This window comes from [Clostridium] symbiosum (assembly GCA_036419695.1).
GTDB lineage: Bacteria > Bacillota > Clostridia > Lachnospirales > Lachnospiraceae > Otoolea > Otoolea symbiosa_A.
The window spans coordinates 2,831,203-2,856,937 of sequence record CP143946.1 but is presented as its reverse complement, the minus strand read 5'-3'; the positions used below and the strand labels follow the sequence as shown (position 1 = coordinate 2,856,937).

General features: G+C 50.6%; 19 protein-coding genes. All 19 read left to right on the top strand.

Annotation, left to right across the window (positions count from 1 at the left end; translation table 11 throughout):
* Positions 1 to 355 precede the first annotated feature (355 nt).
* The 19 genes from V3C10_13070 to V3C10_12980 all read left to right on the top strand — a co-directional run bounded on the left by V3C10_13070 (position 356) and on the right by V3C10_12980 (position 25,641).
* Positions 356 to 553 (top strand): helix-turn-helix transcriptional regulator, encoded by a 198-nt coding sequence (locus V3C10_13070; GenBank protein WVP60251.1) that lies wholly within the window; start codon positions 356 to 358, stop codon positions 551 to 553.
* A 21-nt stretch (positions 554 to 574) separates the two neighbouring features.
* Positions 575 to 1,258, top strand: coding sequence for a hypothetical protein (locus V3C10_13065; GenBank protein WVP60250.1), 684 nt, complete (start codon positions 575 to 577; stop codon positions 1,256 to 1,258).
* An 88-nt stretch (positions 1,259 to 1,346) separates the two neighbouring features.
* Complete coding sequence (locus V3C10_13060; GenBank protein ID WVP60249.1) at positions 1,347 to 2,408, top strand: IS30 family transposase; 1,062 nt, start codon at positions 1,347 to 1,349, stop codon at positions 2,406 to 2,408.
* Positions 2,409 to 2,712: 304 nt separating this feature from the next.
* Positions 2,713 to 3,732 carry a phosphate acyltransferase PlsX gene (gene plsX / locus V3C10_13055; protein WVP60248.1) on the top strand — a complete coding sequence of 340 codons (1,020 nt, stop codon included), beginning with the start codon at positions 2,713 to 2,715 and terminating at the stop codon, positions 3,730 to 3,732.
* Between the two features lie 16 nt (positions 3,733 to 3,748).
* The gene (gene acpP, locus V3C10_13050) at positions 3,749 to 3,979 is read left to right on the top strand and encodes an acyl carrier protein (protein ID WVP60247.1); all 231 of its coding nucleotides are present in this window, start codon (positions 3,749 to 3,751) and stop codon (positions 3,977 to 3,979) included.
* Between the two features lie 96 nt (positions 3,980 to 4,075).
* Complete coding sequence (gene rnc, locus V3C10_13045; protein ID WVP60246.1) at positions 4,076 to 4,762, top strand: ribonuclease III; 687 nt, start codon at positions 4,076 to 4,078, stop codon at positions 4,760 to 4,762.
* Between the two features lie 7 nt (positions 4,763 to 4,769).
* The gene (smc, locus tag V3C10_13040) at positions 4,770 to 8,330 is read left to right on the top strand and encodes a chromosome segregation protein SMC (GenBank protein ID WVP60245.1); all 3,561 of its coding nucleotides are present in this window, start codon (positions 4,770 to 4,772) and stop codon (positions 8,328 to 8,330) included.
* Between the two features lie 58 nt (positions 8,331 to 8,388).
* Positions 8,389 to 9,333, top strand: a complete 945-nt coding sequence (ftsY, locus tag V3C10_13035; protein ID WVP60244.1) for a signal recognition particle-docking protein FtsY — start codon at positions 8,389 to 8,391, stop codon at positions 9,331 to 9,333.
* Positions 9,330 to 10,604, top strand: a complete 1,275-nt coding sequence (gene ilvA, locus V3C10_13030) for a threonine ammonia-lyase (GenBank protein WVP60243.1) — start codon at positions 9,330 to 9,332, stop codon at positions 10,602 to 10,604. Before ftsY ends, ilvA begins: the two co-directional genes overlap by 4 nt.
* A 19-nt stretch (positions 10,605 to 10,623) precedes the next feature.
* Positions 10,624 to 11,922 (top strand): chloride channel protein, encoded by a 1,299-nt coding sequence (locus V3C10_13025; protein WVP60242.1) that lies wholly within the window; start codon positions 10,624 to 10,626, stop codon positions 11,920 to 11,922.
* 29 nt (positions 11,923 to 11,951) lie between these two features.
* A complete protein-coding gene (locus V3C10_13020) occupies positions 11,952 to 13,262 on the top strand; it encodes an amidohydrolase (protein WVP60241.1) in 1,311 nt (436 codons plus the stop codon).
* A gap of 1,140 nt (positions 13,263 to 14,402) precedes the next feature.
* Positions 14,403 to 15,104, top strand: coding sequence for a UMP kinase (gene pyrH / locus V3C10_13015; GenBank protein WVP60240.1), 702 nt, complete (start codon positions 14,403 to 14,405; stop codon positions 15,102 to 15,104).
* Between the two features lie 12 nt (positions 15,105 to 15,116).
* Complete coding sequence (gene frr, locus V3C10_13010) at positions 15,117 to 15,671, top strand: ribosome recycling factor (GenBank protein WVP60239.1); 555 nt, start codon at positions 15,117 to 15,119, stop codon at positions 15,669 to 15,671.
* A gap of 133 nt (positions 15,672 to 15,804) precedes the next feature.
* Entirely contained in the window at positions 15,805 to 16,545 is a 741-nt protein-coding gene (locus V3C10_13005) for an isoprenyl transferase (GenBank protein ID WVP60238.1), read from the top strand.
* A 124-nt stretch (positions 16,546 to 16,669) separates the two neighbouring features.
* Entirely contained in the window at positions 16,670 to 17,470 is an 801-nt protein-coding gene (locus V3C10_13000) for a phosphatidate cytidylyltransferase (GenBank protein ID WVP60237.1), read from the top strand.
* An 81-nt stretch (positions 17,471 to 17,551) separates the two neighbouring features.
* Positions 17,552 to 18,694 carry a 1-deoxy-D-xylulose-5-phosphate reductoisomerase gene (locus V3C10_12995; GenBank protein ID WVP60236.1) on the top strand — a complete coding sequence of 381 codons (1,143 nt, stop codon included), beginning with the start codon at positions 17,552 to 17,554 and terminating at the stop codon, positions 18,692 to 18,694.
* Position 18,695: 1 nt separating this feature from the next.
* Positions 18,696 to 19,880, top strand: a complete 1,185-nt coding sequence (rseP, locus tag V3C10_12990; protein WVP60235.1) for an RIP metalloprotease RseP — start codon at positions 18,696 to 18,698, stop codon at positions 19,878 to 19,880.
* A gap of 82 nt (positions 19,881 to 19,962) precedes the next feature.
* Positions 19,963 to 21,027, top strand: a complete 1,065-nt coding sequence (ispG, locus tag V3C10_12985) for a flavodoxin-dependent (E)-4-hydroxy-3-methylbut-2-enyl-diphosphate synthase (protein WVP60234.1) — start codon at positions 19,963 to 19,965, stop codon at positions 21,025 to 21,027.
* Positions 21,028 to 21,090: 63 nt separating this feature from the next.
* Positions 21,091 to 25,641 (top strand): PolC-type DNA polymerase III, encoded by a 4,551-nt coding sequence (locus V3C10_12980; protein WVP60233.1) that lies wholly within the window; start codon positions 21,091 to 21,093, stop codon positions 25,639 to 25,641.
* Positions 25,642 to 25,735 lie beyond the last annotated feature (94 nt).

Here is a 25,735-nt window from a genome sequence, read left to right as displayed (position 1 = left end):
ATGGAAAGGAGATAAGAACAAATAAGAGGCAAAGCCACTGGAAAGGAGAAACGGCACAATGGGTAAGAAAAAGAAACAAAAGAAAAAGCCTATCAACTGGCAAGAATTGGCAATCAGTGCAGTGATAGACTTAATCATAGGAACAATACTTATCATAATTGGTAAGTACATAGGTTAGGGCGAAAGCCCTAACCAACAGGCGGGCGATAAGCCCGCCGCCTATAAGAAATATAACACAAACCCAAAGCCGAGTAAAGAGTATGCTTTTAAAATTAGGAGTATTTTTAGTAGCAGTAGGACTGGTAAAGCTGCTGGTTGCTTTCATTTTGAGGGCAAGAGAAAAGAGAGGTAAGGCATGAATTTAGGCGAAAACATTAAAACAGCGAGAAAAGCGGCAGGCGTGACGCAAAAGGAACTTGCAGAGCGCCTGCAAGTATACCAGAAAGATATAAGCCGCTGGGAAAACAACGAGCTTACGCCAAACGCAATAACACTGGCGAAAATTTGCAGAGAGCTTAACGCCTCTGCTGATGAAATTTTAGAATTGAAGTAGAAACGAAAGCGAGGGCTTACTATGACAAAGAAAAAGGTAATTTTATTGGCAGCGGCTGCATTATTTGCAGTAAGCGGCTTAACGGCGCTGCCGTCTGGAAATATAACAGGTGGGGTGGGCTGCATTGTGGTTGCGGCAGTATGCGCCTATTTTGGACTGAAAAAGAAAAGCGCAGGAAAAGAGAATGGAAACAGAACGCCAGCGCCTGCCGCTGCATCTGGCGGCAGAATTTTAGATACAATCAGAACGAAAGTAGTAGGCGTGACGTTCAATAATGAGGACGGAGAAAACAGGCAGGATATTTTAAGCAGAATGTCCGGCAGTGAAGATATTACAGTAGAAAAGTATACATACAACGGAGAGCCTGCCGCATACGTAAAGTGGGGCGATAAGGTAATAGGCAATCTATCGGCAGAGCTGGCGAGGGACTTAGCGAGAAAGTACCCGAAAGCCCGCTACACCGCAGAAATACTGGAAATTTCTGGGGGGGGGGTACAGACGTTCGGGTGCAATATAGAGCTTGACGTAATCGAGGACGCAACGCCCAGCGTAAGCCAGCATACGGGAGAAACTACAGTATATGTAGACCGTAGCAACAAAAAATACCATAGTAAGCCTAACTGTTCGGGAATGAAAAACCCAAAGAGCATACCGCTAAGCCAAGCAAAGAAGAAATACACCGCTTGTAAAAAGTGTTGTAAATAGGTAAAGGCATAAGCCGCAGACTTGTAAAAAGTTTGCGGCTTTTCGTCGTATATGGGGAAAGAACAGGAACGAAAGAGAGGTAGCAGAAATGGCGAATAAGAAAGGCAGCCGACAGTTGACATGGACAGACCGTATAAGTATTGAGGCATTGAAAAAAGCAGGGCATAGCGTGATAGAGATAGCAGAACAGCTGGGAGTACACCGCAGCACTATTTACAATGAGCTTAAGCGAGGGGAATATATGCACAGAAATAGCGACTATACAGAAACATTAAGTTATAGCCCAAACAAGGCACAAATGAAAGCAGAGGAAAACTTAAAGGCAAGGGGGACACAGCTTAAAATAGGCAACGATATTGCATACGCAAATTATATAGAGGATAAAATAGTAAATGAAGATTACAGCCCAGCTGCGGTACTGGGAGAATTGAAAGCACAGGGGAAAGAGGGGGAATTTTCCGTAACAGTATGCGTAACGACCTTATACAGCTACATTGACAAGGGTATTTTCCTTAAGCTGTCTAATAAGAATTTGCCAGTAAAGAAGAATAAGAAGAGAAATTATAAGAAAGTACAGAGGCAACAGAAAAGGGCGGCAGCAGGAGAGAGTATAGACAAACGCCCGAAAGAGATAGATACACGGGAAGAGTTTGGCAACTGGGAAATGGACAGCGTTTTAGGCAAGCGGGGAAAGTCAAAAAATACGTTGCTGGTACTGACAGAGCGGAAAACCAGAAACGAGATTATATTTAAACTGCCAGACCATACAGACGAGGCAGTAGTAGCGGCACTGGATAGATTAGAAAGAAAATGGGGCGCTGATATGTTTAAACGGGTATTTAAGACAATCACAGTAGACAACGGCAGCGAGTTTGCAGATGCAGAGGGCTTACAGCGTTCTATTATCAACGAGGGAGAAAAGCGGACAAAGGTATATTACTGCCACCCGTACAGCAGTTGGGAGCGTGGCACAAATGAGGTAACAAATAAGATGATACGCCGGAAGATACCGAAAGGCACAAATTTTGACGACAGGACAGAGGAAGAGGTAGAGAGTATAGAGAACTGGATAAACGGATACCCACGCAAAATACATGGCTATCATTCAGCAGGGGAACTATTCGAGGAAGAGGTAAAGCAGCTTGCATAAGAACGGAAATAGGGGGCGAGAGAGGCTGGCAGAAGTGGCAGCCTTACTATTGCGCTGCCTAAAAGTGAAAATATACAATAAAACAGGTTGCGTATTGTGCAAAATGGCAAAACGATAAAAACATGAAAAAATGTCGAATTTAATGTTGACATTTTTAAAAAGCCTTTATATAAAAAAATCATATTGATTTATAGAATGATATTTAGTATATTATTTTATAGATTGTGGCATTCTTGGTAGGTAGGAAAAGGCGGATGCTTTCACACTGAAACATGGAATGCGGCTGCAAAGGAGAAATTAGGATATGATAAGAGTAGCGGTAGATGCAATGGGCGGTGACAACGCACCAGGGGAAATTGTCGCCGGAGCCGTTATGGCAGCGAACACCAGAAAAGACATAAAGATTCTTCTGGTCGGTCAGCAGGAACGTGTATCGTCTGAATTAGAGAAGCATACATATAATACTGATCAGATCGAGATTGTAAATGCAACCGAAGTGATTGAGACCGAGGAACCGCCGGTGAATGCCATCCGGAAGAAGAAGGACTCCTCCATCGTGGTCGGAATGAATATGGTACGCCACGGTGAAGCGGACGCGATTGTCTCGGCCGGAAGTTCGGGAGCAATTCTGGTGGGCGGACAGGTGATTGTAGGAAGAATCAAGGGAGTGGAACGCCCTCCTCTGGCTCCTCTTATTCCCACGGAAAACGGAGTATCACTGCTAATCGACTGCGGCGCCAACGTGGATGCAAGGCCGTCCCATCTCGTGCAGTTTGCAAAGATGGGTTCCGTTTATATGGAACATGCGATGGGAATTAAAAATCCGCGCGTGGCAATCGTAAACATCGGAGCTGAGGAGGAGAAGGGCAACGCTCTGGTAAAAGAAACGTTTCCGCTTTTGAAAGAATGCGGTGACATCAATTTTACTGGCAGCATCGAGGCCCGGGAGATCCCTCACGGGGGAGCCGACGTTATTGTGGCGGAGGCGTTCACCGGCAATGTTATTCTTAAACTGTACGAAGGTGTAGGGGCGACACTCATATCCAAAGTAAAAGCGGGAATGATGACCAGCCTGCGTTCTAAAATCGGAGCCCTGCTTGTAAAACCGGCCCTGAAGGAAACACTGAAAAGTTTTGATGCCAGCCAGTATGGCGGCGCGCCTCTTCTGGGGCTGAACGGCCTGGTTGTGAAAACACACGGCAGTTCAAAACGAACCGAAGTATGTAATTCCATTATTCAATGCGTCACATTTAAAGAGCAGGGAATAAACGAAAAAATCAAAGAGAGCCTCTTCCCGGTGGAAGGGCAATCAGAAGAAAGGTGAGAGAGGAAGGAAGACTATGGAATTTGAGAAATTACAGCAAATCATTGCAGAGGTATTAAATACGGAGCCGGACGATATCACGCTGGGAACTACATTCGTTGACGATCTGGGAGCAGATTCACTTGACATCTTTCAGATTATCATGGGTATCGAGGAAGAGTTCGATATCGAGATTCCGACGGAAGCCGCAGAGAAGATTGTAACAGTCGGAGATGCAGTAGATCAGATTAAGAATGCCTTAAATTAATAAAGGATTGCCGGAGCAGCCCTGGGGACGGGGCTGCTTCCATCATATATAAATACAGCCCATTATACCGGGCGGAAAGGAAGAATAAGGAAAATTATGGATAAAAAATTGATAGAACTGGAAGAAAAGACAGGCTACAAGTTCCGCGATCCGCAGCTTCTTACGCGGGCCATGACCCACAGCTCCTATGCCAATGAATGCCACAAGAGCAAGCTGGAGTGCAACGAGCGCCTGGAATTTCTCGGCGACGCCGTACTGGAAATCGTGTCCAGTGACTTTCTGTTTCACAAATTCCCGGACATGCCGGAGGGAGACTTGACAAAGACGAGGGCCAGCATGGTCTGCGAACCGACTCTTGCCTACTGTGCGGAGGAACTGACACTGGGAAAATATCTGCTCCTTGGAAAAGGGGAGGAGGCAACAGGCGGACGGAACCGGAATTCCGTTGTTTCCGATGCGATGGAGGCCCTGATCGGGGCTATTTACCTGGACGGTGGTTTTGCTAGTGCAAAAGAGTTTATTCACAAATTCATCCTGAATGACATGGAACACAAAAAGCTCTTTTATGATAGCAAGACTATCTTGCAGGAGATTGTGCAGAGCCAGTTTGAGGACGGGCTCAGTTATCAGCTTCTGAGGGAGGAAGGACCGGATCACAATAAGCTTTTTGAGGTCGCGGCTATTATCGGAGAGAAAGAGATAGGACGCGGCACCGGAAGGACGAAGAAAGCGGCGGAACAGCTTGCCGCCTACCGCGGCATACTAAAAATTAAGAAATCATAGGTGGAGTATGTATTTAAAAAGTATTGAGATCCAGGGATTTAAGTCATTTGCCAATAAAATCCTGTTTGAATTTCATAACGGCATCACGGGTATTGTGGGGCCGAACGGCAGCGGCAAGAGCAATGTCGCCGACGCGGTCCGCTGGGTTCTCGGAGAACAGCGAATCAAGCAGCTCAGGGGCGGCTCGATGCAGGACGTCATTTTTTCCGGGACACAGATGCGCAAGCCCCAGGGCTTTGCCTATGTGGCAATCACGCTGGACAATTCGGATCACAAGCTGCCGATCAGCTTTGACGAAGTCACGATTTCAAGGCGTCTTTACCGTTCCGGTGAGAGTGAATACAAGATTAATGGCAGTTCCTGCCGTCTGAAGGATATTAACGAGCTTTTTTACGACACGGGAATCGGCAAAGAGGGGTATTCCATTATCGGACAGGGCCAGATTGATAAGATTCTGAGCGGAAAGCCGGAGGAGAGGCGGGAACTCTTTGACGAGGCCGCCGGTATCGTCAAGTTTAAGCGCAGAAAGCTGATCGCCCAGAAGAAACTGGAGGACGAGAAGCAGAACCTGGTCCGCGTCTCCGATATTCTGTCGGAGCTGGAAAAACAGGTCGGCCCCCTTGCAAAGCAGTCGGAAGCCGCCAGGGAGTACCTGCGCTTAAAGGAAAGCTTAAAAACCTACGATGCCAACCTGTTTTTAAACGAGACGGAAGTCCTGAAGGGGCAGCTGAAGGAGATAGAAGAGCGGGAAACCGTTGTAACCGGCGACTTGGAGACGGTAAGGAGCGAGTCGGCCAGGCTGAAGGCCGAGTACGATGAACTCAGCCGGACGGTGGAAGGGCTGGAAGAACTGATTTCGGAAAGACGGGACGCCCTGAACCGGGCCGGGCTGTCGAGGGAAAGCTTAGAGGGCCATATCCGGGTTCTGGGAGAGCAGATCAACACGGAGCGGATGAATGAGGAACATATTAAAAACCGTGTAAGTTCGATTGACGGCGAGATTGCCCAGAGAGATAAAGGCAGGGAAGAATACGAAAACGAGCGGGCCAAACTGTCGCGGAGAATTAAAGAAGTGACGGAGAGCCTGGCTGCGGCGGAACAGGCCCTGGCCGTAAAAGACGGGGAGCTGCAGTCCCTTGAAACGATGATAGAGGAGGCAAAGGCGGAGATTATCCGCGCCCTGAATGAAAAAGCCGGGCTGGCCGCCAGACAGCAGCGCTATGAGACGATGCTGGAACAGGTGGATGTGCGCAGGGCGGAGGTCATCCAGAAGCTCCTGAAGTTTAAGAGCGACGAATCCGTACAGGACGAGGCCCTGAAGGAAGAGGAGGCAAAGCTTAAGGAGATAGAAACCAGGCTTTCAGAGCTTAATGAGAGGGAGAATGCCCTGACGGCGGAGGCCGCAGCGGCCGACGAGGAAGTGAAACGCCTCGGCAGAAACTTAAATTCCACCCAGCAGGAATACCACACGAGCTACACGAAGATGGAATCGCTTAAGAACCTGGCGGAACGGTACGACGGCTACGGCAACAGCATACGCCGCGTCATGGAGGTCAGGGACCGCATCTATGGAATCCACGGCGTTGTGGCCGACCTTATTTCCACGACTAAAGAATATGAGATAGCGATTGAGACGGCTCTCGGCGGCAGCATCCAGAACATTGTCACCAATTCGGAACACACGGCCAAGCAGCTCATCGAATATCTGAAAAAGAATAAATACGGCAGGGCTACCTTCCTTCCGCTCACCAGCGTCTCGAACAAGGGAACTTTTAACCAGGGAGGCGCCCTGAAGGAAAAAGGCGTTTTAGGCCTCGCGAATGAACTGGTGACGGTGGACAAACAATATGAGGGACTGGCAGGCTACCTGTTAGGCCGCGTCGTCGTGGTCGACCACATCGACAATGCTATCGCGCTGGCGAAGAAATACAGATATTCCCTGAGAATCGTCACCCTGGAAGGAGAACTCTTAAATGCCGGAGGTTCGATGACGGGAGGCGCTTTCAAGAACAGCAGCAATCTTCTGGGACGCAGAAGAGAGATAGAGGAACTGGAAGAAAAATGCAGAAAAGCCCTGGTCACGGTGGATGAGATACAGAAGGACTTGGTTTTAAATGAGGGAGTCCTGGCCGAGACAAAAGAAGCCCTGGAGAAAGTAAAGACGGAGAAACAGGCCGCATACATCGAAGAGAACACGGCGCAGATGAACCTTTCCAGAATGGAGGGAAAGAAGCGCGAGATTGTGGAATCTTCCGCGGATCTGGTTGCCGAAAACAGGGAGCTGGAGGAGCAGTTAAAGGAGCTGAAGGAGAACCGTGCCCAGCTTTTAGAGGAAGCCGGGCGCCTGATTGCACTCGGGGAGCTTAAAAACAGGGAAGTGGAAGAACATACCGGAAAGCTGGAAGTCCTCAAATTGGAGCGGGAGACGAATGCATCGGAACTTTCCGCCGTACAATTAAAAGCGGCCCAGGTGAAACAGCAGGACAGCTTCATCCAGGAGAACATAAAGCGTGTCTGTGATGAAATTTCCAGACTGAAGCTTGAAAAAGAAGAGCTGGCGCAGGGCGGCAGCGACAGCAGCCGGACCATCGAAGCGAAACAGGCGGAGATTGAGGCCCTGAAACTGCAGATAGAGGAAACTCTTACTAATTCTCTTGAACTGGAACAGTCCATGGCTGAGAAGGTAAGGGAAAAAGAGGAGAAGACGGGAAGGCAGAAGACCTTTTTTGACAAAAAGGAAGAACTGTCCGAACGGATGAACCTTCTGGACCGGGATTTATTCCGGCTTCAGAGCCAGAAGGAAAAACTGTCGGAACGGATGGAAAACCAGACGAATTACATGTGGAATGAGTACGAACTCACCTGGTCCACGGCTGAAAAGCTGAGGAACGTGGAACTGGGTCCGGTTTCCGAGATGAAAAAGCAAATTGAAAAACTGAAGACGCAGATCAAAGCGCTTGGAAACGTCAATGTCAATGCCATCGAGGATTATAAAGAGGTGTCGGAACGGTACGAGTTCATGAAAACGCAGCACGACGACCTGATCACGGCGGAGGAGACGCTTTTAAAGATTATCGACGAGCTGGACATGGGAATGCGCAGGCAGTTCGAAGAAAAATTCCGGGAAATCAGACAGGAGTTCGACAAGGTCTTTAAAGAGCTGTTCGGAGGAGGCCACGGCGCCCTGGAACTTCAGGAGGATGAGGACATCCTGGAAGCCGGGATTCAAATTATCTCACAGCCCCCGGGCAAGAAACTGCAGAATATGATGCAGCTTTCCGGCGGAGAGAAGGCGCTCACCGCGATTGCCCTTTTGTTCGCTATCCAGAACCTGAAACCGTCGCCCTTCTGTCTCCTGGACGAGATCGAGGCGGCGCTCGACGATTCCAACGTTGACCGCTTTGCAGGATACCTGCACAAGCTTACAAAATACACACAGTTTATCGTCATCACCCACAGAAGGGGAACCATGATTGCATCGGACCGCCTTTACGGCATCACGATGCAGGAAAAGGGAGTGTCGACCCTGGTTTCCGTCAGCCTGATTGAGGATAAGCTGGAACAATGACATAACAATGACCAGGACCAATCATAACCGGAAGAGCAGATAGAGGAGGAAACAGGAGATGAGTGAAGGGAAAAAAGGCTTTTTTGGCCGTCTGGTGGAAGGTCTTACAAAGACCAGGAATTCCATTGTATCGGGAATTGATTCGATTTTCAGCGGTTTTTCCGCGATTGACGACGACTTTTACGAGGAGATAGAAGAGACCCTGATTATGGGAGATTTGGGAATCCAGACAACGATGGCAATCGTGGAGGATCTGCGCCAGAAGGTGAAGGAGAACCACATCAAGGAGCCGTCGGAGTGCAAGGAACTTCTGATCAACAGCATTAAAGGCCAGATGGATCTGGGTGAGAATGCATATGAATTTGAGAACAGAAAGTCCGTTGTCCTTGTGATTGGCGTAAACGGCGTAGGCAAGACCACATCGGTCGGCAAGCTTGCCGGCCAGTTAAAGGACCAGGGTAAGAAGGTAATCCTGGCTGCGGCCGACACCTTCCGCGCTGCGGCGATAGAGCAGCTTACGGAATGGTCCAACCGGGCGGGCGTGGAACTGATTGCCCAGCAGGAGGGTTCCGACCCGGCAGCCGTTATTTTCGACGCGATTGCGGCGGCGAAGTCGAGAAATGCGGACGTTCTGATCTGCGATACCGCGGGCAGGCTCCACAACAAGAAGAACTTGATGGAGGAGCTTAAAAAGATCAACCGGATTATTGACAAGGAATACCCGGATGCATACAGAGAGACGCTTGTCGTGCTGGACGGAACCACCGGCCAGAACGCCCTCTCACAGGCCAAACAGTTCATGGAAGTGGCCGATATCACCGGAATTATCTTGACCAAGCTGGACGGGACGGCCAAGGGCGGAATCGCCGTGGCAATCCAGTCAGAACTGGGAATACCGGTGAAGTATGTGGGAATCGGAGAAAAGATAGATGATTTGCAGAAATTTGATGCCAATGATTTTGTAAACGCGTTATTTAAACGGCCGGAGGAGAGAGTGGAATGAACGGGGAATTAGAAGAGGAAGTAAGAGGAGAAAGTGAAATGGACGAAAAACTGACACTGGAGAAATTCGAAGAAGCGACGGAAGCCGTCACAAAAGTGATCTCTGAGACAAAGCTTGTATACAGTGAACATTTTTCTAACATGACGGGAAACAAGGTTTACTTTAAACCTGAAAATATGCAGTATACGGGAGCCTACAAGGTCCGCGGAGCATACTATAAGATCAGCACGCTGACAGAAGAAGAAAAGAGCAAGGGGCTGATTACGGCCTCCGCCGGCAACCATGCCCAGGGAGTCGCTTACGCGGCCAAGCTGGCGGGAATCAAGGCGGTAATTGTTATGCCTACCACAACGCCCCTTATGAAGGTGAACAGGACGAGAAGCTACGGGGCCGAGGTGGTTCTGTGCGGAGACGTGTTTGACGAGGCCCTGGCCCATGCCAATGAGCTGGCTGCGGAGCACGGCTATACATTCATCCATCCGTTCAATGATCTGGACGTGGCGACCGGACAGGGAACCATAGCTATGGAAATCATCAAAGAGCTTCCGACGGTCGACTATATCCTGGTGCCTATCGGCGGCGGCGGGCTCTGCACCGGCGTGGCCACACTGGCAAAGCTTTTAAACCCAAAGATCAAAATTATCGGAGTGGAGCCTGCCGGCGCAAACTGCATGCAGGAGTCCCTGAAAGCGGGTAAGATCGTGTCCCTTCCTTCCGTGAATACCATCGCGGACGGCACGGCGGTACAGACTCCGGGCGATCTTCTGCTTCCGTACATACAGGAGAATGTGGATAAGATTATCACAATCGAGGACTCCGAACTGATCGTTGCCTTCCTGGACATGGTGGAGAACCACAAGATGATCGTGGAAAATTCCGGCCTTCTGACCGTGGCGGCTTTAAAACACCTGAATGTCAATAAGAAAAAGATTGTTTCCATCCTGAGCGGAGGAAACATGGATGTAATTACAATGGCCTCCATTGTACAGCACGGTCTGATCCAGAGGGATCGTATCTTCACCGTCTCCGTACTCCTTCCCGACAAGCCGGGAGAGCTTGCTAAGGTTTCCACCCTCATGGCTGCGGAACAGGGTAATGTTATCAAACTGGAGCACAACCAGTTCGTCAGCATCAACCGTAACGCGGCAGTGGAGCTGCGCATCACCGTGGAAGCGTTTGGCACAGAGCACAAAGAAAGGATTGTAGATGCGCTGAAAGCGGCCGGATACCGCCCGAAACTCGTTAAATCAAAAGGAATTTACGAAGCATAACGCTGAAAAGGGAAATGGTATGTATCAATTTGATAAAAATACACCCCTTGGCAAAAACCTTCATTATTTTGTCAAGTGGAGTGCGATATCCGTCATAATCGGACTGGTGACGGGACTGGTGGGGACGGCTTTCGGCCATGCCGTTCTGTGGGTGTCTGCCTATTTCAGGAGCCATCCATGGACGATTCTGTTCCTCCCGGTCTGCGGCCTTCTGATTACCGGCGTATATCATCTGCTTAAAGAGGATAAGAACCGTGGAACCAACATGGTAATCGAGTCCATTTATTCAGGAACGGAGATTACCTTTGGGACGGCTCCCGCCGTTTTCATAGGAACTCTTCTGACACACATTGCAGGCGGTTCCTCCGGAAGAGAGGGAGCTGCCCTCCAGATGGGCGGAAGCATCGGCAACCAGATAGGAAAAGCCCTCCGCCTGGATGAAAAAGATATAAAGATCGCCGTCATGTGCGGAATGAGCGGAGCCTTTGCCGCCCTGTTCGGAACACCGGTGGCGGCTGCCGTATTTTCAATGGAAGTCATCAGTATCGGCGTCATGTATTATGCCGCGTTAGTCCCCTGCATTTTTTCTTCGTTCCTGGGGGCGGCGGTGGCAAAACATCTCGGCCTGCATCCGGAGGCGTTTTCAATCGGGGCAGTTCCGGAGTTCGGCCTTAAAATGGGCGTGCTGATTGTGATTCTCGGAATTCTCTGCGCCCTTGTTGCGGAGCTGTTCTGTATCGTGCTGCACGGCGCGGGCCATCTGTACGTTAAACACTTTCCGTCGCCTGCAAAAAGGATTGCCATAGGCGGCCTTCTCGTGATCGTGCTGACCCTGGTGACCAGAAACATCGACTACAACGGAAGCGGCATCCGTCTGATTGAAAAATGCTTTGAAGGTGAAGTGGATTACACTGCTTTCTTATGGAAAATCCTGTTTACTGCCGTCACGCTGGAAGCCGGATTTAAAGGCGGCGAGATAGTCCCGACCCTGACGATCGGCGCGACGTTCGGCTGTACCTTTGCCATGCTGACCGGCCAGCCCCATGGGCTGATGGCGGCCAGCGGAATGCTGGCTCTCTTCGTAGGCGTGACAAACTGTCCGATCACGACTCTGCTTTTGGGCCTTGAACTGTTCGGATATTCGGCAATGCCATATTTTGTTGTGATCATCGCGGTAAGTTTTACCCTGTCCGGATACTACAGCCTGTATTCCAGCCAGAAATTTGTCTATTCCAAGACGAAAACAGAATATATCAACCGTAAGACCAACGACTTTATCCCATATCAGAGAAAGAACTTCACATCCCCTGAGGAATAGAGGCAAGGTGACGGAGAGAGGTACATGAAATGAAAATTTTGATTAAAAATGCAACGGTCCTTACGATGGATGAGGAAATGCACCTTTATGCGCCCGGCTACGTCCTTACAAGGGACGGCAGTATTGAGGAGCTGGGAGAGGAGAAAGAAGTTCTTCCCGAGGCGGATGAAACAATCGATGCCGGCGGAGGAATTCTCCTCCCCGGCTTTATTAATACCCACTGCCATGTCCCGATGATGCCGTTCCGCAGCCTGGGGGACGACTGCCCCGACCGCCTGCGCCGTTTCCTGTTTCCGTTAGAAAATGAGGCCATGACCAAGGAACTCGTAGCCCTCTCCGCCAGATATGGAATCTGCGAGATGCTCCTGGCGGGCGTAACCACCTTTACGGACATGTATTATTTTGAGGACGAGGTGGCGAAGGCCTGCGAGGAGCTCGGCATCCGCGGCGTCCTGGGAGAGACCGTAATTGGCCAGCGGACCTGTGACAGCGAAGAGCCATACGGCGGACTTCTGCTGGCAGAAGAATTCATTAAGACGTGGAAAGGCCGCGAACTGATAACCCCCATCATCGCCCCCCACGCAACCAACACGAACAGCCCCTGGATGCTGAAAAAAGCATATGAGACGGCGCTCAAATACGACACGCTCTGCACACTCCACGCCAGCGAGATGGACTACGAGTTAACGTACTTCAAAGACGAGTACGGCCAGACGCCCATTGAGTTCCTGAACACCCTCGGCGTCCTGGGAGACCATCTCCTGGCGGCGCACTGTATCCATCTGACGGAGCGCGACATCGCCCTGCTTTCAGAGAGCAAAACCACGGTCAGCCACTGTATCGGCTCCAACACCAAGGCGGGCAAGGGCGTAGCCCCGGTAAAAGACCTTCTGGCAGCCAGGATCCCGGTGGGCCTCGGCACGGACGGAGCCTCCTCTGGCAACACACTGGACCTCTTCACCCAGATGCGCCTGTTTGCCTCCTTCCATAAAACAGAAAACCGCGACAGAAGTCTTTTCCCGGCAAAAGAAATCGTAAAACTCGCCACAACAGGAGGCGCAAAGACCCTCCACATGGAACATGTCCTGGGCTCCTTGGAGCCCGGGAAAAAGGCGGACATGGTCCTGGTAGAAACAGACTCCGTCAACATGTTCCCATGCTACGACCCATACTCCGCGCTTGTCTACTCCGCCAACGCATCCAATGTGGAACTGGTGATGGTCGGCGGAAAGGTGCTGGTAAGAGGAAAGCGGCTGGTACATGCCGATCTGAAGCAGATCCGGAAAGAGCTGGAGGAGGGGATTGGGAGCTTCAGGAAAGCGGCGGAATCTTATATTTAGTTGGAAGGCGAGGACGCCTCTGATAAGACGGCGGACGGGGTAGGGGGATGGTTGGTTGAGTCTTCAGTCCCGATTGGGAGGTTGTCGTGGGGAGGAATCCGGGAGAAAAAATTCCTACGGGGCCCCGCTCCCGCTTGTGGAGCGCACAGCGGATGCTAAGCTCGTGAGAAACCTCGCCAAGCACCGGCGGGCTCCAATGTCCCCTTCGGAAAGTTTTCTCCCTCCTTCCTCCCAGGCAGGTTATCGACGGGACTGAAGACGGCGGAAGGACTCGATACCCCCGTCCGCCGTCTTATCAGAGGCTGATTGTCTCTTTTCGTCAAGTAGGGAAGAGGCTATTGTCGCGGCCACTACGCCTCTTCGGATGCCGGGGCACTGCCTCTTTATTACTTAGCGTATAGCAACATTTTATCCTGTTTTTGTATACCGCGATGCGGTGATTCATAAGAGGCTGAACTGTTAAAGATCCCGCAGTTTCGTAGTGGCCGCGACAATACCTTCCCCCACTTGGTGGAAGAGACAATCAGCCCCTGAAGCCGGCGGACGGGGGTATCGAGTCCTTCCGCCGTCTTCAGTCCCGTCGACAACCTGCCCGGGGGAAGTTGGCGAGCCTGTTATTGCATGACGGAAGTATTCCGCGAGGTGTTTTGTGTGAGTGGAGCAAAGCGTAAGTCACAGAAAACCCGAGGATAACGGCGCGAAACGGTGGTTTGTACCGTTTCTGTGCATCGCGAAGCGTGTTGCTGGGCCCGGAGGGCACGGTAACAAACTTTCCGAAGGGGACATTGGAGCCCGCCGGTGCTTGGCGAGGTCCTTTCGAGCCTAGCATCCGCTGTGCGCTCCACAAGCGGGAGCGAGTCCCCGTAGGAATTTTTTCTCCTGGATTCCCCCTCACCACAACCTACAAACCGGGACTGAAGACTCATATACACCCTCCCACTCCCCCGTCCGCCGTCCTACAGAGGCGTCCTCATTTCTCAATTAAATTCTATTTTATGAAATTTTTATCGCACAATTCATTCTTTTGTGGTAAAATAACAATGTTAAAGTATGGCACGGAAAAATATGTTTCCTGATCACGGACTGGACAGGAGGCAGAGATGCCACCCATAACTAAATACACAGGGAGAAAGACCTATTATGGAAATGAAACGAGTATTGCTTAAACTGAGTGGTGAGGCTCTGGCAGGCGACAGGAAGACGGGCTTTGATGAAGAGACGGTGAAAGAGGTTGCCAGACAGGTTAAAACAGCAGTTGACAACGGCATGGAAGTGGGAGTTGTCATCGGTGGAGGTAATTTCTGGAGAGGCCGTGAGAGTAATGCGATCGACAGAACCAAGGCGGATCAGATCGGTATGCTGGCCACAGTGATGAACTGTATCTATGTATCCGAAATCTTCAGAAGCAGCGGAATGAAGACACAGATTCTGACTCCATTTGAGTGCGGCTCTATGACGAAACTTTTTTCCAAAGACAGAGCCAACAAGTATTTTGAAAAGGGAATTGTGGTGTTTTTCGCAGGAGGCACCGGCCACCCGTATTTCTCCACTGACACAGGCGTTGCCCTCCGGGCAATCGAGATGGATGCGGACTGCATTCTTTTAGCGAAGGCAATCGACGGCGTATACGACAGCGATCCAAAGCTGAATCCGGCGGCTAAGAAGTACGACACGATTTCCATCCAGGAAGTAATTGATAAAAAACTGGCGGTGGTTGATTTAACGGCATCCATCATGTGTATGGAAAACCACGTGCCGATGGCAGTGTTCAGCCTTAATGAAAAAGACGGCATCGTAAACGCGATGCAGGGAAAAATAAATGGTACGGTAGTTACCGCATAACAGGAGGTTTATATGCAGGAGAAGATTAAACTTTACGAAGATAAGATGGAGAAATCCTACGAGGTTCTGCTGGATGAATACGCATCCATCCGCGCCGGAAGAGCCAACCCGCATGTGCTCGACAAATTGAAAGTTGATTATTACGGAACCCCCACACCGCTTCAGCAGGTGGCCAACATTTCCGTACCAGAGCCCAGAATGATCCTGATTCAGCCATGGGAGAGAAAACTGATCAAGGATATTGAGAAAGTCATTCTCACTTCCGATCTGGGAATCAACCCGAATAACGACGGCAGCTCCATCCGCCTTGTTTTCCCGGAGCTTACCGAGGAACGAAGAAAAGAACTGGCGAAAGACGTTAAGAAAAAAGGCGAGAACACCAAGGTCGCTGTCCGCAACATCCGCCGTGATGCAAACGACGTGATCAAGAAAATGGAGAAATCCGGCGATATCTCAGAAGATGAATTAGCTGAGGGCGAGGACAAGATCCAGAAGATGACGGACAAGATGATTGAGAGAATTGACAAAGCGGTAGAGGCAAAGACTAAGGAAATCATGACCGTTTAATCCTTTTGGGCTGGAAAGCACAAAGTTTGAACCGCATAACAGGGGGCAGGTAATCTGCCCCTGATTTTGTGTAGGTATCGGCAGATACAGAAATACTTACGGGTAAACACAGATACACACATCGGAGGAAATTATGGAAAATACGGATAAGAACAATTTAGAACAGTCGGATCTTAACATTCCTGAACATGTTGCCCTGATCCTGGACGGCAACGGCCGCTGGGCAAAGAAAAGAGGACTTCCGAGAACCGCGGGCCACAAGCAGGGCTGCGTGACGGTGGAACAGACGGTGGAAGACGCCGCGAGGCTGGGAATTAAGTATCTGACCGTATATGGTTTTTCAACGGAAAACTGGAAACGTTCGACGGAAGAGGTGGGAGCGCTGATGCAGCTTTTCCGCTACTATCTGAAACGACTTTTAAAAATAGCAAAAGCAAACAATGTCAGAGTGAAAATGATCGGGGACAGAACCCGTTTCGATAGAGATATTATTCAGGGAATCGATACACTGGAGCGAGAGACGAAAGACAATACGGGGATGACATTTGTCATTGCCGTAAATTATGGAGGCAGAGATGAGATCACCAGGGCGGTGAAAAAGATGATGGAGGACTGCAGGGAAGGAAGACTGGAAGCAGATTCCGTCACGGAGCAGGTGGTTGCCTCTTACTTGGATACGGCGGGAATCCCGGATCCGGATCTCCTGATCCGCACAAGCGGGGAGATCCGTCTTTCCAATTATTTGTTATGGCAGCTTGCATACAGCGAGATTATTGTCACAGACTGCCTGTGGCCTGATTTTAATAAAGAAGAACTTTTAAAGGCAATTGCCCAGTATAATAAAAGAGACAGAAGGTTTGGCGGAGTGAAGTAAGAGATATTGTGATTCAAAGCGGCTTTAGGGGTTACTGTTCGCAGGTGAAATCCCGCGAGGCGTTTTCGCACGAAGTCTTATAAAACCTGTGCAGTCTGCGGGCGAGTTGAGGGAGGATGAAGCCATGTTCAAAACAAGGCTGGCAAGCGGTATTATACTTGTAATTCTGGCTGTAATTGTGGTGAGTACGGGAGGAGGACTTCTGTACGGCGTGACTGCGGCAATCTCCCTGATCGGGATGTTTGAATTATACCGCGTAATGGGTATTGAAAAGAAGAGTCTGGGGCTTATCGGCTATATTGCCGGTATTTCCTACTATGGCCTGTTGTGGTTTGACGGGCAGAAATACGTTACTTTGATGGCGATTGCGGCTTTGATGCTGCTTATGACAATTTATGTATTTACATTTCCCCACTATGGTACGGAACAGGTGACCGTTGCTTTCTTTGGCATCTTTTATGTTGCGGTTATGCTTTCCTATCTCTATCAGGTGCGGGCGATGGCGGACGGAAGATATCTGGTATGGCTTATTTTCCTGAGCTCCTGGGGCTGTGACACATGTGCTTACTGCAGCGGGATCTTATTTGGAAAACACAAGCTGGCGCCGGTCTTGAGCCCGAAGAAGACGATCGAGGGAGCCGTCGGCGGAGTGATTGGAGCCGCCATTCTGGGGTTTGCCTATGGGGCCGTATTTGGAGGCAGTATGGCGGAGATTACGAATCCGCAGGCGGCCTGTGCGGCGGCCTGCGGAATTGCGGCGGTCATTTCCCAGATTGGAGATCTGGCGGCTTCGGCCATCAAGAGAAACCACGACGTGAAGGATTATGGACACCTGATCCCGGGACATGGCGGTGTCCTGGACCGGTTTGACAGTATGATATTTACTGCGCCGGCCATATTCTTTGCGCTCACATTTTTAGGATAACGATCAGGTACGGGGAAAGGACGCTCTGCATAGAATGATCGGAGCGGTAGATGTATACGGAAGAAAGGCAGACAGGATACGATGAAAAAAATTGCAATACTGGGTTCTACCGGTTCAATCGGGACACAGACATTGGACGTGGTCAGGACGAATAAAGATATAGAAGTGACTGCTTTAGCTGCCGGAAGCAATATCACGCTTCTGGAAGAACAGATTCGCGAGTTTGGTCCCAAACTGGCCGCAGTCTGGGATGAGAAAAAGGCGGCAGAACTGAAAGACCGCGTCCGCGATCTGGATGTGAAGATCGTAAGCGGAATGGAAGGCCTTTTGGAGGTTTCCACCGAACCATCCTCCGAGATACTGGTGACGGCCATTGTCGGAATGATTGGAATCAGGCCGACGATTGCGGCGATGGAAGCCGGAAAAGATATTGCCCTTGCCAATAAGGAGACACTGGTGACGGCCGGCCATATCATTATGCCTCTGGCACAGGAAAAAAATGTGAAAATTCTGCCTGTCGACAGCGAGCACAGCGCTATTTTCCAGAGTTTAAACGGCGAGAAGATGAACCGGATACATAAAATTCTTCTGACTGCGTCAGGCGGTCCGTTCCGGGGAAGAACGAGAGAACAGATGAAAGAAATCCGGGTGGAGGATGCGCTGAAGCATCCGAACTGGACGATGGGCAGGAAGATTACCATCGACAGCTCCACAATGGTGAATAAGGGACTGGAAGTAATGGAAGCCAGGTGGCTTTTCGGCGTTACAATGGATCAGGTCCAGGTTGTGGTCCAGCCGCAGAGTGTAATCCATTCTATGGTTGAGTTCGATGACGGCGCCGTGATTGCCCAGCTTGGGACACCGGATATGAAGCTGCCGATCCAGTATGCGCTCTATTATCCGGAACGGAAGTTTTTGCCCGGCGCGCGGTTAGATTTTGCCAAACTTGGGCAGATTACCTTTGAAGCTCCTGATTTTGATAATTTCCATGGACTTTCCCTGGCTTACAGGGCCGGAAAGCGCGGCGGAACGCTGCCGACTGTTTTCAATGCGGCCAATGAGCTGGCGGTCCGGAAATTTTTAGACAGGAAAGCGGGATACCTTGCGATAACCGATATGATCGAAGCTGCGATGGAGCAGCATCACGTGGTGGAGAATCCGTCGGTGGATGAGATTCTTTCCGCGGAGCAGGAAACTTATGACTTTATAGAGAGCAGGTGGTAGATTGTTAAGTTTACTTGCGGCAATTCTTGTATTTGGTTTAATCATACTGTTTCATGAATTTGGGCATTTTCTGCTGGCAAAACGCGGCGGAATCTGCGTGGTGGAATTTTCCCTGGGAATGGGGCCGAGACTTTTAAGCACGGTAAAGGGCGGTACCAGATATTCACTCAAACTGTTCCCTTTCGGGGGCTCCTGCATGATGCTGGGGGAGGATGATGATTTATCAGACGAAGACAGAGATGAGAAGGCCAGAACAGATATAGCCAGTAAAGCAGCTTACGGGGAAGATGAGTTTAAAAGTACAGAGGACACCCATGACGGTACGAATGCGGAAAAAACGCGGAGTTATGCGGGAATCGAGCTGGCGCCGGGCGCCACGGGCGTGTCATTCAATGAGACATCGGTGTGGACGCGTTTCCTCGTCATTGCGGCGGGACCCATTTTCAACTTTATCCTGGCATTTGTCTGCGCCTTTTTCGTAATCAGTTATGTGGGATACGATCCGGCGCAGGTTTACGATGTGGTTGAGGGTTATCCGGCGGCGGAGGCGGGACTGGAACCCGGGGACGTAATTACAAAGATAAATGGAAAAAGCATTAAAATATACCGCGATGTGCTTGCCTATACGAGTTTTCACCAGGGTGAAACCCTGAATATCGAGTACAGGCGGGGAGAGAAGCTGTATCAGGCGGTGCTCGAACCGAAATATTCCGAGGAAAATAAGTCATACATGATGGGAATCAGCGGAGGCGTCTACAACCGGCCGGAGTCCGTTTTCGTGACGGCGAAGTACAGCGCTTACGAGCTGAGGTACTGGATCAACCTGACCTTCAAGAGTCTTGAGATGATTGTAAAACGGCAGGTGACGACGGACGATATTGCGGGACCGGTCCGCATTGTTTCCATGATCGATACCACGGTGAAGGAGAGCAGCGAATACGGGCTCATGGTGGTGCTTGTCAATCTGGCCAATATGTGTGTGCTTTTGAGCGCCAACCTGGGTATCATGAACCTGCTTCCGATCCCGGCGCTGGACGGAGGCCGTCTGGTATTCATCATACTGGAAGCATTGAGAGGCAGGCCGATCGACAGGGAAAAAGAGGGCATGATCCACATGGCCGGTATGGCGGTGTTAATGGTGCTGATGGTATTTATCCTGTTTAACGATATCAGGAATATGCTGTAAACAGTGCTGTATTGTATCACGAACAGTAAATGGGCTGTGGATGAATTACGCAGTACAGCGCCGTGTACACGGGAGGTTTAAGATGGCGTACAGAGATGAAACGAAGACGGTTCAGATAGGAAAAAAGGTTATTGGAGGCGGAAATCCGATTCTGATCCAGTCGATGTGCAATACGAAGACAGAAGATGTAAAAGCTACGGTCGCCCAGATTCTGGAACTGCAGAATGCGGGCTGTGACATCATCCGTGTGGCGGTTCCGACGATGGAAGCGGCCATGGCCCTGACGGAGATCAAGAGGGCGATCCGGATTCCGCTGGTGGCGGATATCCATTTTGATTACCGCCTGGCAATCGCCGCCATCGAGTGCGGGGCCGACAAGATCCGGATTAATCCGGGCAATATCGGGGCGGAGGAGCGCGTCCAGGCCGTTGTGGATAAGGCGAAGGAGTATGGCATTCCGATCCGGGTGGGCGTCAACAGCGGTTCCCTGGAAAAACATCTGATAGAAGAATACGGCGGCGTGACGGCGGAGGGAATTACCCGGAGCGCCCTTGAAAAGGTGGCGCTGATTGAGAGGATGGGATATGACAACCTCGTAATCAGCATTAAGTCCTCCGATGTATTGATGTGCGTAAAAGCGCATGAACTGATTGCAAAGAAGACGAGATACCCGCTTCATGTGGGCATCACGGAGGCGGGAACCCTGCTTTCCGGCAACATCAAGTCAGCCGTCGGCCTGGGCCTTATCTTAAATCAGGGCATCGGCGATACCATCCGCGTTTCGCTGACGGGAAGCCCGGTGGAGGAAGTGAAGTCCGCGAAGCTGATTCTGCGCACCCTGGGGCTCAGAAAGGGCGGCATCGAGGTCGTTTCCTGTCCGACCTGCGGAAGAACCAGCATCGATCTGATTGGACTCGCAAACAAGGTGGAGACTATGGTCCAGGAGTATGATTTGGATATCAAGGTGGCCGTCATGGGCTGCGTGGTAAACGGACCCGGGGAGGCCAGGGAAGCCGATCTTGGAATTGCCGGCGGAATCGGGGAAGGACTGCTGATTAAAAAGGGCGAGGTGCTTAAAAAGGTGCCGGAAGAAGAACTTTTACCTGCGCTCAAAGAAGAGCTTGACAGGCTGGCCGGAAAACTGTAATAATACAGGATATGAGCCGCGGAGAAAAGCTCAGATTGCGGGAATGAAAAATAAGGTGATGGAATGAAATCGTTTTTGGAAGTATTTCCTGATTTACATATTGCAGATAATGTGAGAGAGCTTTTTGAGCTGGTTAAAGTGGAGAAGGTGGCCACGACCAGGGATAGAAGCTCTATCCGCATTTATATCGACAGTCCCAGACTGATTCACAAACAGAATATCTATAAGCTGGAGGAGGGCATTAAATCCCAGCTCTTCCCCGGAAAAGCAGTCACAATTAAAATTCTGGAGAAATACCATCTGTCCGGCCAGTACACGCCCAGAAAACTGATGGACGTATACCGGGACAGCATCCTGATGGAGCTTAAAAACTACAGCATTCTCTTGTACAATATGTTCCGCAAGGCCGAGCTCGCCTTTGATGAAAAGGATCTTCTGACGATGGAGCTGGAAGATACGATGATTACGAAGGACAAGGCGCCGGAGCTGGTACGGATTCTGGAGAAGATTTTTACGGAGCGCTGTAATATCCCGATGGAAGTAAAACTTACATACCGTCCTGCACAGGTGAGAAAGAGGGACGAGGACGGGCCGGCCGTCATTTATATGAATCAGGACGGCGCCCAGGCGCCATACGGCGGAGTATCAGAGCCGCAAATGCAGGGAGATTCCTTGGCTCCGGCGGCGGATCTGCCCTTCGACGAGGGCAGCACGGTGTTGAAACCGGTTGGAGATCTCAACTTCCAGGTGGAGAAGAAACAGAAGGCCTCCCCCGAAGCGGGCGGAAGAGCCGCCCAGGGAAAACAGGGCGGTGATCAGAACGGGAAAAAGGGAAAAGGAGATTTTGGCGGCAGGGACGGCAAGAAAGAGTACCGCCGTTCAGGCTACGGCAAGAAATCAGACAATCCCGATGTCCTTTACGGCCGTGATTTCGATGAGGAATCTACGGAGATAGAAAAGATTGAGGGCGAGATAGGAGAAGTTGTAATCAGGGGAAAGATTTTAGCTACGGACGTCAGAGAGCTTCGGAGCGGAAATTCCCTCTTTATTTTCAGCATCAGTGATTTTACCGATACGATCAGCGTCAAGGTATTTGCACGTGAGGATTCCCTGGAAGACCTGAAAAATGCGACGAAGGCAGGGCAGTTTGTCAGACTGAAGGGTGTGGCCAACATCGACCGTTTTGACGGTGAGCTTACCATCGGTTCTGTTGTGGGGATCAAGAAGTGCGAAGATTTCACGACGAAGCGCGTGGACAATGCCCCGGTTAAGAGAGTGGAACTTCACTGCCATACAAAGATGAGCGATATGGACGGTGTGTCCGAGGTCAAGGATCTGATTAAAAGGGCAAAACAGTGGGGAATGGACGCCATGGCGGTCACGGATCACGGCTGCGCCCAGGCATTCCCGGACGCCAACCATTCGGTGGAGAAGGGGGACAATTTCAAGGTTCTCTACGGTGTGGAGGGATATCTGGTCGATGATATGAAAGACCTGGTTGAGAACGGCGCCGGACAGACCCTGGATCACACCTGTGTTGTTTTCGATATTGAGACTACGGGTTTTAGTCCCGTCAAGAACAAGATTATTGAAATCGGCGCGGTCAGGGTGGAGGAGGGAAAGATTGTCAATAGATTCAGCAGTTTCGTCAATCCCGATGTGCCCATCCCCTTTGAGATCGAAAAACTGACCGGAATCAATGACAACATGGTTCTGGATGCACCCAAAATAGAGAAGGTCCTGCCGGAATTCCTGAAATTCTGTGAGGGCGCGGTTATGGTTGCCCATAATGCCGGTTTTGACATCAGTTTTATAAAGGAAAATGCAAGGCAGCAGGGCCTGGAATTCAACCCGACCGTATTGGATACGGTTTCACTGGCCCGTGTGCTTCTGCCGAACCTGAACCGGTTTAAGCTGGATACAGTTGCCAAGGAACTTAAGATTTCACTGGCAAACCATCACAGGGCGGTGGACGACGCCGGGGCTACGGCTGAAATCTTTGTCCGTTTTATCAAGATGCTCAAGGAGCGCGATATTTTTGACCTCACTCAGCTGAATGCGCTCAGCAAAATGACGGTGGAGATGATCCGAAAGATGCCCACCTACCATATTATCCTGCTGGCGAAGAATGATATAGGCCGCATTAACCTGTACCGCCTCGTTTCAGAGTCCAACCTAACCTACTTTGCCAGGAGGCCGAGAATCCCGAAAAGCCTGCTGACCCAGTACAGGGAGGGACTTATCATTGGTTCCGCCTGTGAGGCCGGAGAGCTTTACCAAGCGCTGCTTCGCGGAGTGCCTGATACCGAGATACATAAGATTGTGGATTTCTACGACTATCTGGAGATACAGCCCCTGGGAAACAACGCATTTATGCTCAGGGATGAAAAGAGTCCGGTCAGCTCGGAGGAAGACTTAAAAGATATAAACCGCAAGATTGTAGATCTGGGAGTGCAGTTTAACAAACCGGTCTGTGCGACCTGCGATGTCCATTTCCTGGATCCGGAGGATGAGGTCTACCGGAGGATTATCATGTCCAGTAAGGGATTTAAGGATGCCGACGATCAGGCGCCCCTTTACCTGCGGACGACGGAGGAGATGCTGAAAGAATTTGAATACCTGGGCAGCGACAAGGCCGAGGAGGTGGTTATCACCAACACGAGGAAGATTGCCGCGATGTGCGAGCGGATTGAACCGGTGCGGCCGGACAAATGTGCTCCGGTCATCCCGAACTCGGATGAGACGCTGAGAAACATCTGTTACAACAGAGCCCATGAAATGTATGGTGAAGACCTCCCGCAGATTGTGGTGGCCCGTCTGGAAAGAGAGCTGAACTCTATTATTTCCAACGGTTTTGCCGTTATGTATATCATTGCGCAGAAACTGGTTTGGAAGTCCAATGAGGACGGCTATCTGGTAGGTTCGAGGGGATCCGTAGGTTCATCCCTGGTGGCCACGATGTCGGGTATCACGGAGGTAAATCCGCTGAGTCCTCATTATTACTGTACAAAATGCCATTTTTATGATTTTGACTCGGCTGAGGTAAAGAAGTTTTCGGGTATGGCCGGCTGTGATATGCCGGACAGGAAATGCCCTGTCTGCGGGGAACCTTTAACAAAGGACGGATTCGATATCCCGTTCGAGACATTCCTTGGATTCAAGGGAGATAAAGAGCCTGATATCGACCTTAACTTCTCGGGAGAGTACCAGAGCCGGGCACATACTTATACGGAGGTTATCTTCGGCAAAGGACAGACCTTCCGCGCCGGGACAATCGGCACGCTGGCCGATAAGACGGCGTACGGTTATGTAAAGGGATATTATGAGGACAGAGGCCAGAGAAAACGCCGCTGTGAGATAGACAGGATTGTTGGCGGCTGCGTCGGAGTCAGAAGGACGACGGGACAGCATCCGGGAGGAATCATCGTACTTCCCCATGGGGAGGAGATCTATTCCTTTACCCCGGTCCAGCACCCTGCCGACGATATGACGACCAAGACGGTCACAACCCATTTCGATTACCATTCAATTGACCACAACCTTTTGAAACTCGATATACTGGGACACGATGATCCGACCATGATACGAATGCTCCAGGATTTGACGGGAAAAGATCCTCTGACGGATTTTCCGCTGGATTCCAAGGAGGTTATGAGCCTGTTCCAGAATACGTCGGCCCTCGGAATCGAGCCGGAGGATATCGGCGGCTGTAAACTGGGCGCCCTCGGAATCCCGGAGTTCGGTACCGACTTTGCCATGCAGATGTTAATCGACGCCCAGCCGAAGTATTTCTCGGATTTGGTGCGCATTTCCGGTCTGTCCCACGGTACGGATGTGTGGCTGGGCAATGCACAGACCCTGATCCAGGAGGGAAAGGCGACGATTCAGACTGCCATCTGTACGCGAGATGATATCATGGTCTATCTGATCAGCATGGGCCTGGAGGAAGGCCTGGCATTCACCATCATGGAGAGTGTGCGTAAAGGAAAAGGCCTGAAAGACGAATGGATTAAAGAAATGACCGACCACGGCGTACCGGACTGGTATATCTGGTCGTGTAAAAAGATTAAATATATGTTCCCGAAAGCGCATGCGGCGGCCTACGTTATGATGGCCTGGCGTATTGCCTATTGTAAAGTATTTTACCCACTGGCTTACTACGCGGCATTCTTCAGTATCCGTGCCAGCGGTTTTTCCTACGTACTGATGTGCCAGGGACGTGAGAAGCTGGAATACCACCTTGCCGATTATAAAAAGAGGGCGGATACCCTCTCAAAGAAAGAACAGGATACGCTCCGCGACATGAGAATCGTCCAGGAGATGTATGCCAGAGGCTTTGAATTTACGCCGATTGACATTTTCAAGGCCAGCGCCCGAAGCTTCCAGATTGTAGACGGCAAACTGATGCCTTCCTTAAGCAGTATCGACGGACTGGGAGAGAAAGCGGCCGATGCTATCGTATTTGCCGCGGAGGACGGACCGTTCCTCTCAAAGGAGGACTTTATTAACCGTACGAAGGTGACAAAGACGGTCTGCGATTTGATGGGGGAACTGGGGCTGCTGGGATCGCTGCCAGAGAGTAATCAGCTTTCGCTGTTCGATATGGTGATGTGATGAAAAATGAGGTTGCCGCCGATGATACAGGGACGGGGCGGTGAGTGGGAAGGAGTGAGTCTTCGGTCCCGGTTTGGGTTTGGTCGCGGGTGGG

What these genes read in the sequence shown, in the direction of transcription:
- V3C10_13070 (WVP60251.1), top strand. Translation starts at nt 356, where the DNA reads ATGAATTTAGGCGAAAACATTAAAACAGCGAGAAAAGCGGCAGGCGTG.
- pyrH (WVP60240.1), top strand. Translation starts at nt 14,403, where the DNA reads ATGGAAATGAAACGAGTATTGCTTAAACTGAGTGGTGAGGCTCTGGCA.
- V3C10_12995 (WVP60236.1), top strand. Translation starts at nt 17,552, where the DNA reads ATGAAAAAAATTGCAATACTGGGTTCTACCGGTTCAATCGGGACACAG.
- plsX (WVP60248.1), top strand. Translation starts at nt 2,713, where the DNA reads ATGATAAGAGTAGCGGTAGATGCAATGGGCGGTGACAACGCACCAGGG.
- rnc (WVP60246.1), top strand. Translation starts at nt 4,076, where the DNA reads ATGGATAAAAAATTGATAGAACTGGAAGAAAAGACAGGCTACAAGTTC.
- acpP (WVP60247.1), top strand. Translation starts at nt 3,749, where the DNA reads ATGGAATTTGAGAAATTACAGCAAATCATTGCAGAGGTATTAAATACG.
- V3C10_13000 (WVP60237.1), top strand. Translation starts at nt 16,670, where the DNA reads ATGTTCAAAACAAGGCTGGCAAGCGGTATTATACTTGTAATTCTGGCT.
- V3C10_13025 (WVP60242.1), top strand. Translation starts at nt 10,624, where the DNA reads ATGTATCAATTTGATAAAAATACACCCCTTGGCAAAAACCTTCATTAT.
- V3C10_12980 (WVP60233.1), top strand. Translation starts at nt 21,091, where the DNA reads ATGAAATCGTTTTTGGAAGTATTTCCTGATTTACATATTGCAGATAAT.
- ilvA (WVP60243.1), top strand. Translation starts at nt 9,330, where the DNA reads ATGAACGGGGAATTAGAAGAGGAAGTAAGAGGAGAAAGTGAAATGGAC.
- V3C10_13060 (WVP60249.1), top strand. Translation starts at nt 1,347, where the DNA reads ATGGCGAATAAGAAAGGCAGCCGACAGTTGACATGGACAGACCGTATA.
- ftsY (WVP60244.1), top strand. Translation starts at nt 8,389, where the DNA reads ATGAGTGAAGGGAAAAAAGGCTTTTTTGGCCGTCTGGTGGAAGGTCTT.
- frr (WVP60239.1), top strand. Translation starts at nt 15,117, where the DNA reads ATGCAGGAGAAGATTAAACTTTACGAAGATAAGATGGAGAAATCCTAC.
- V3C10_13065 (WVP60250.1), top strand. Translation starts at nt 575, where the DNA reads ATGACAAAGAAAAAGGTAATTTTATTGGCAGCGGCTGCATTATTTGCA.
- ispG (WVP60234.1), top strand. Translation starts at nt 19,963, where the DNA reads ATGGCGTACAGAGATGAAACGAAGACGGTTCAGATAGGAAAAAAGGTT.
- V3C10_13020 (WVP60241.1), top strand. Translation starts at nt 11,952, where the DNA reads ATGAAAATTTTGATTAAAAATGCAACGGTCCTTACGATGGATGAGGAA.
- smc (WVP60245.1), top strand. Translation starts at nt 4,770, where the DNA reads ATGTATTTAAAAAGTATTGAGATCCAGGGATTTAAGTCATTTGCCAAT.
- V3C10_13005 (WVP60238.1), top strand. Translation starts at nt 15,805, where the DNA reads ATGGAAAATACGGATAAGAACAATTTAGAACAGTCGGATCTTAACATT.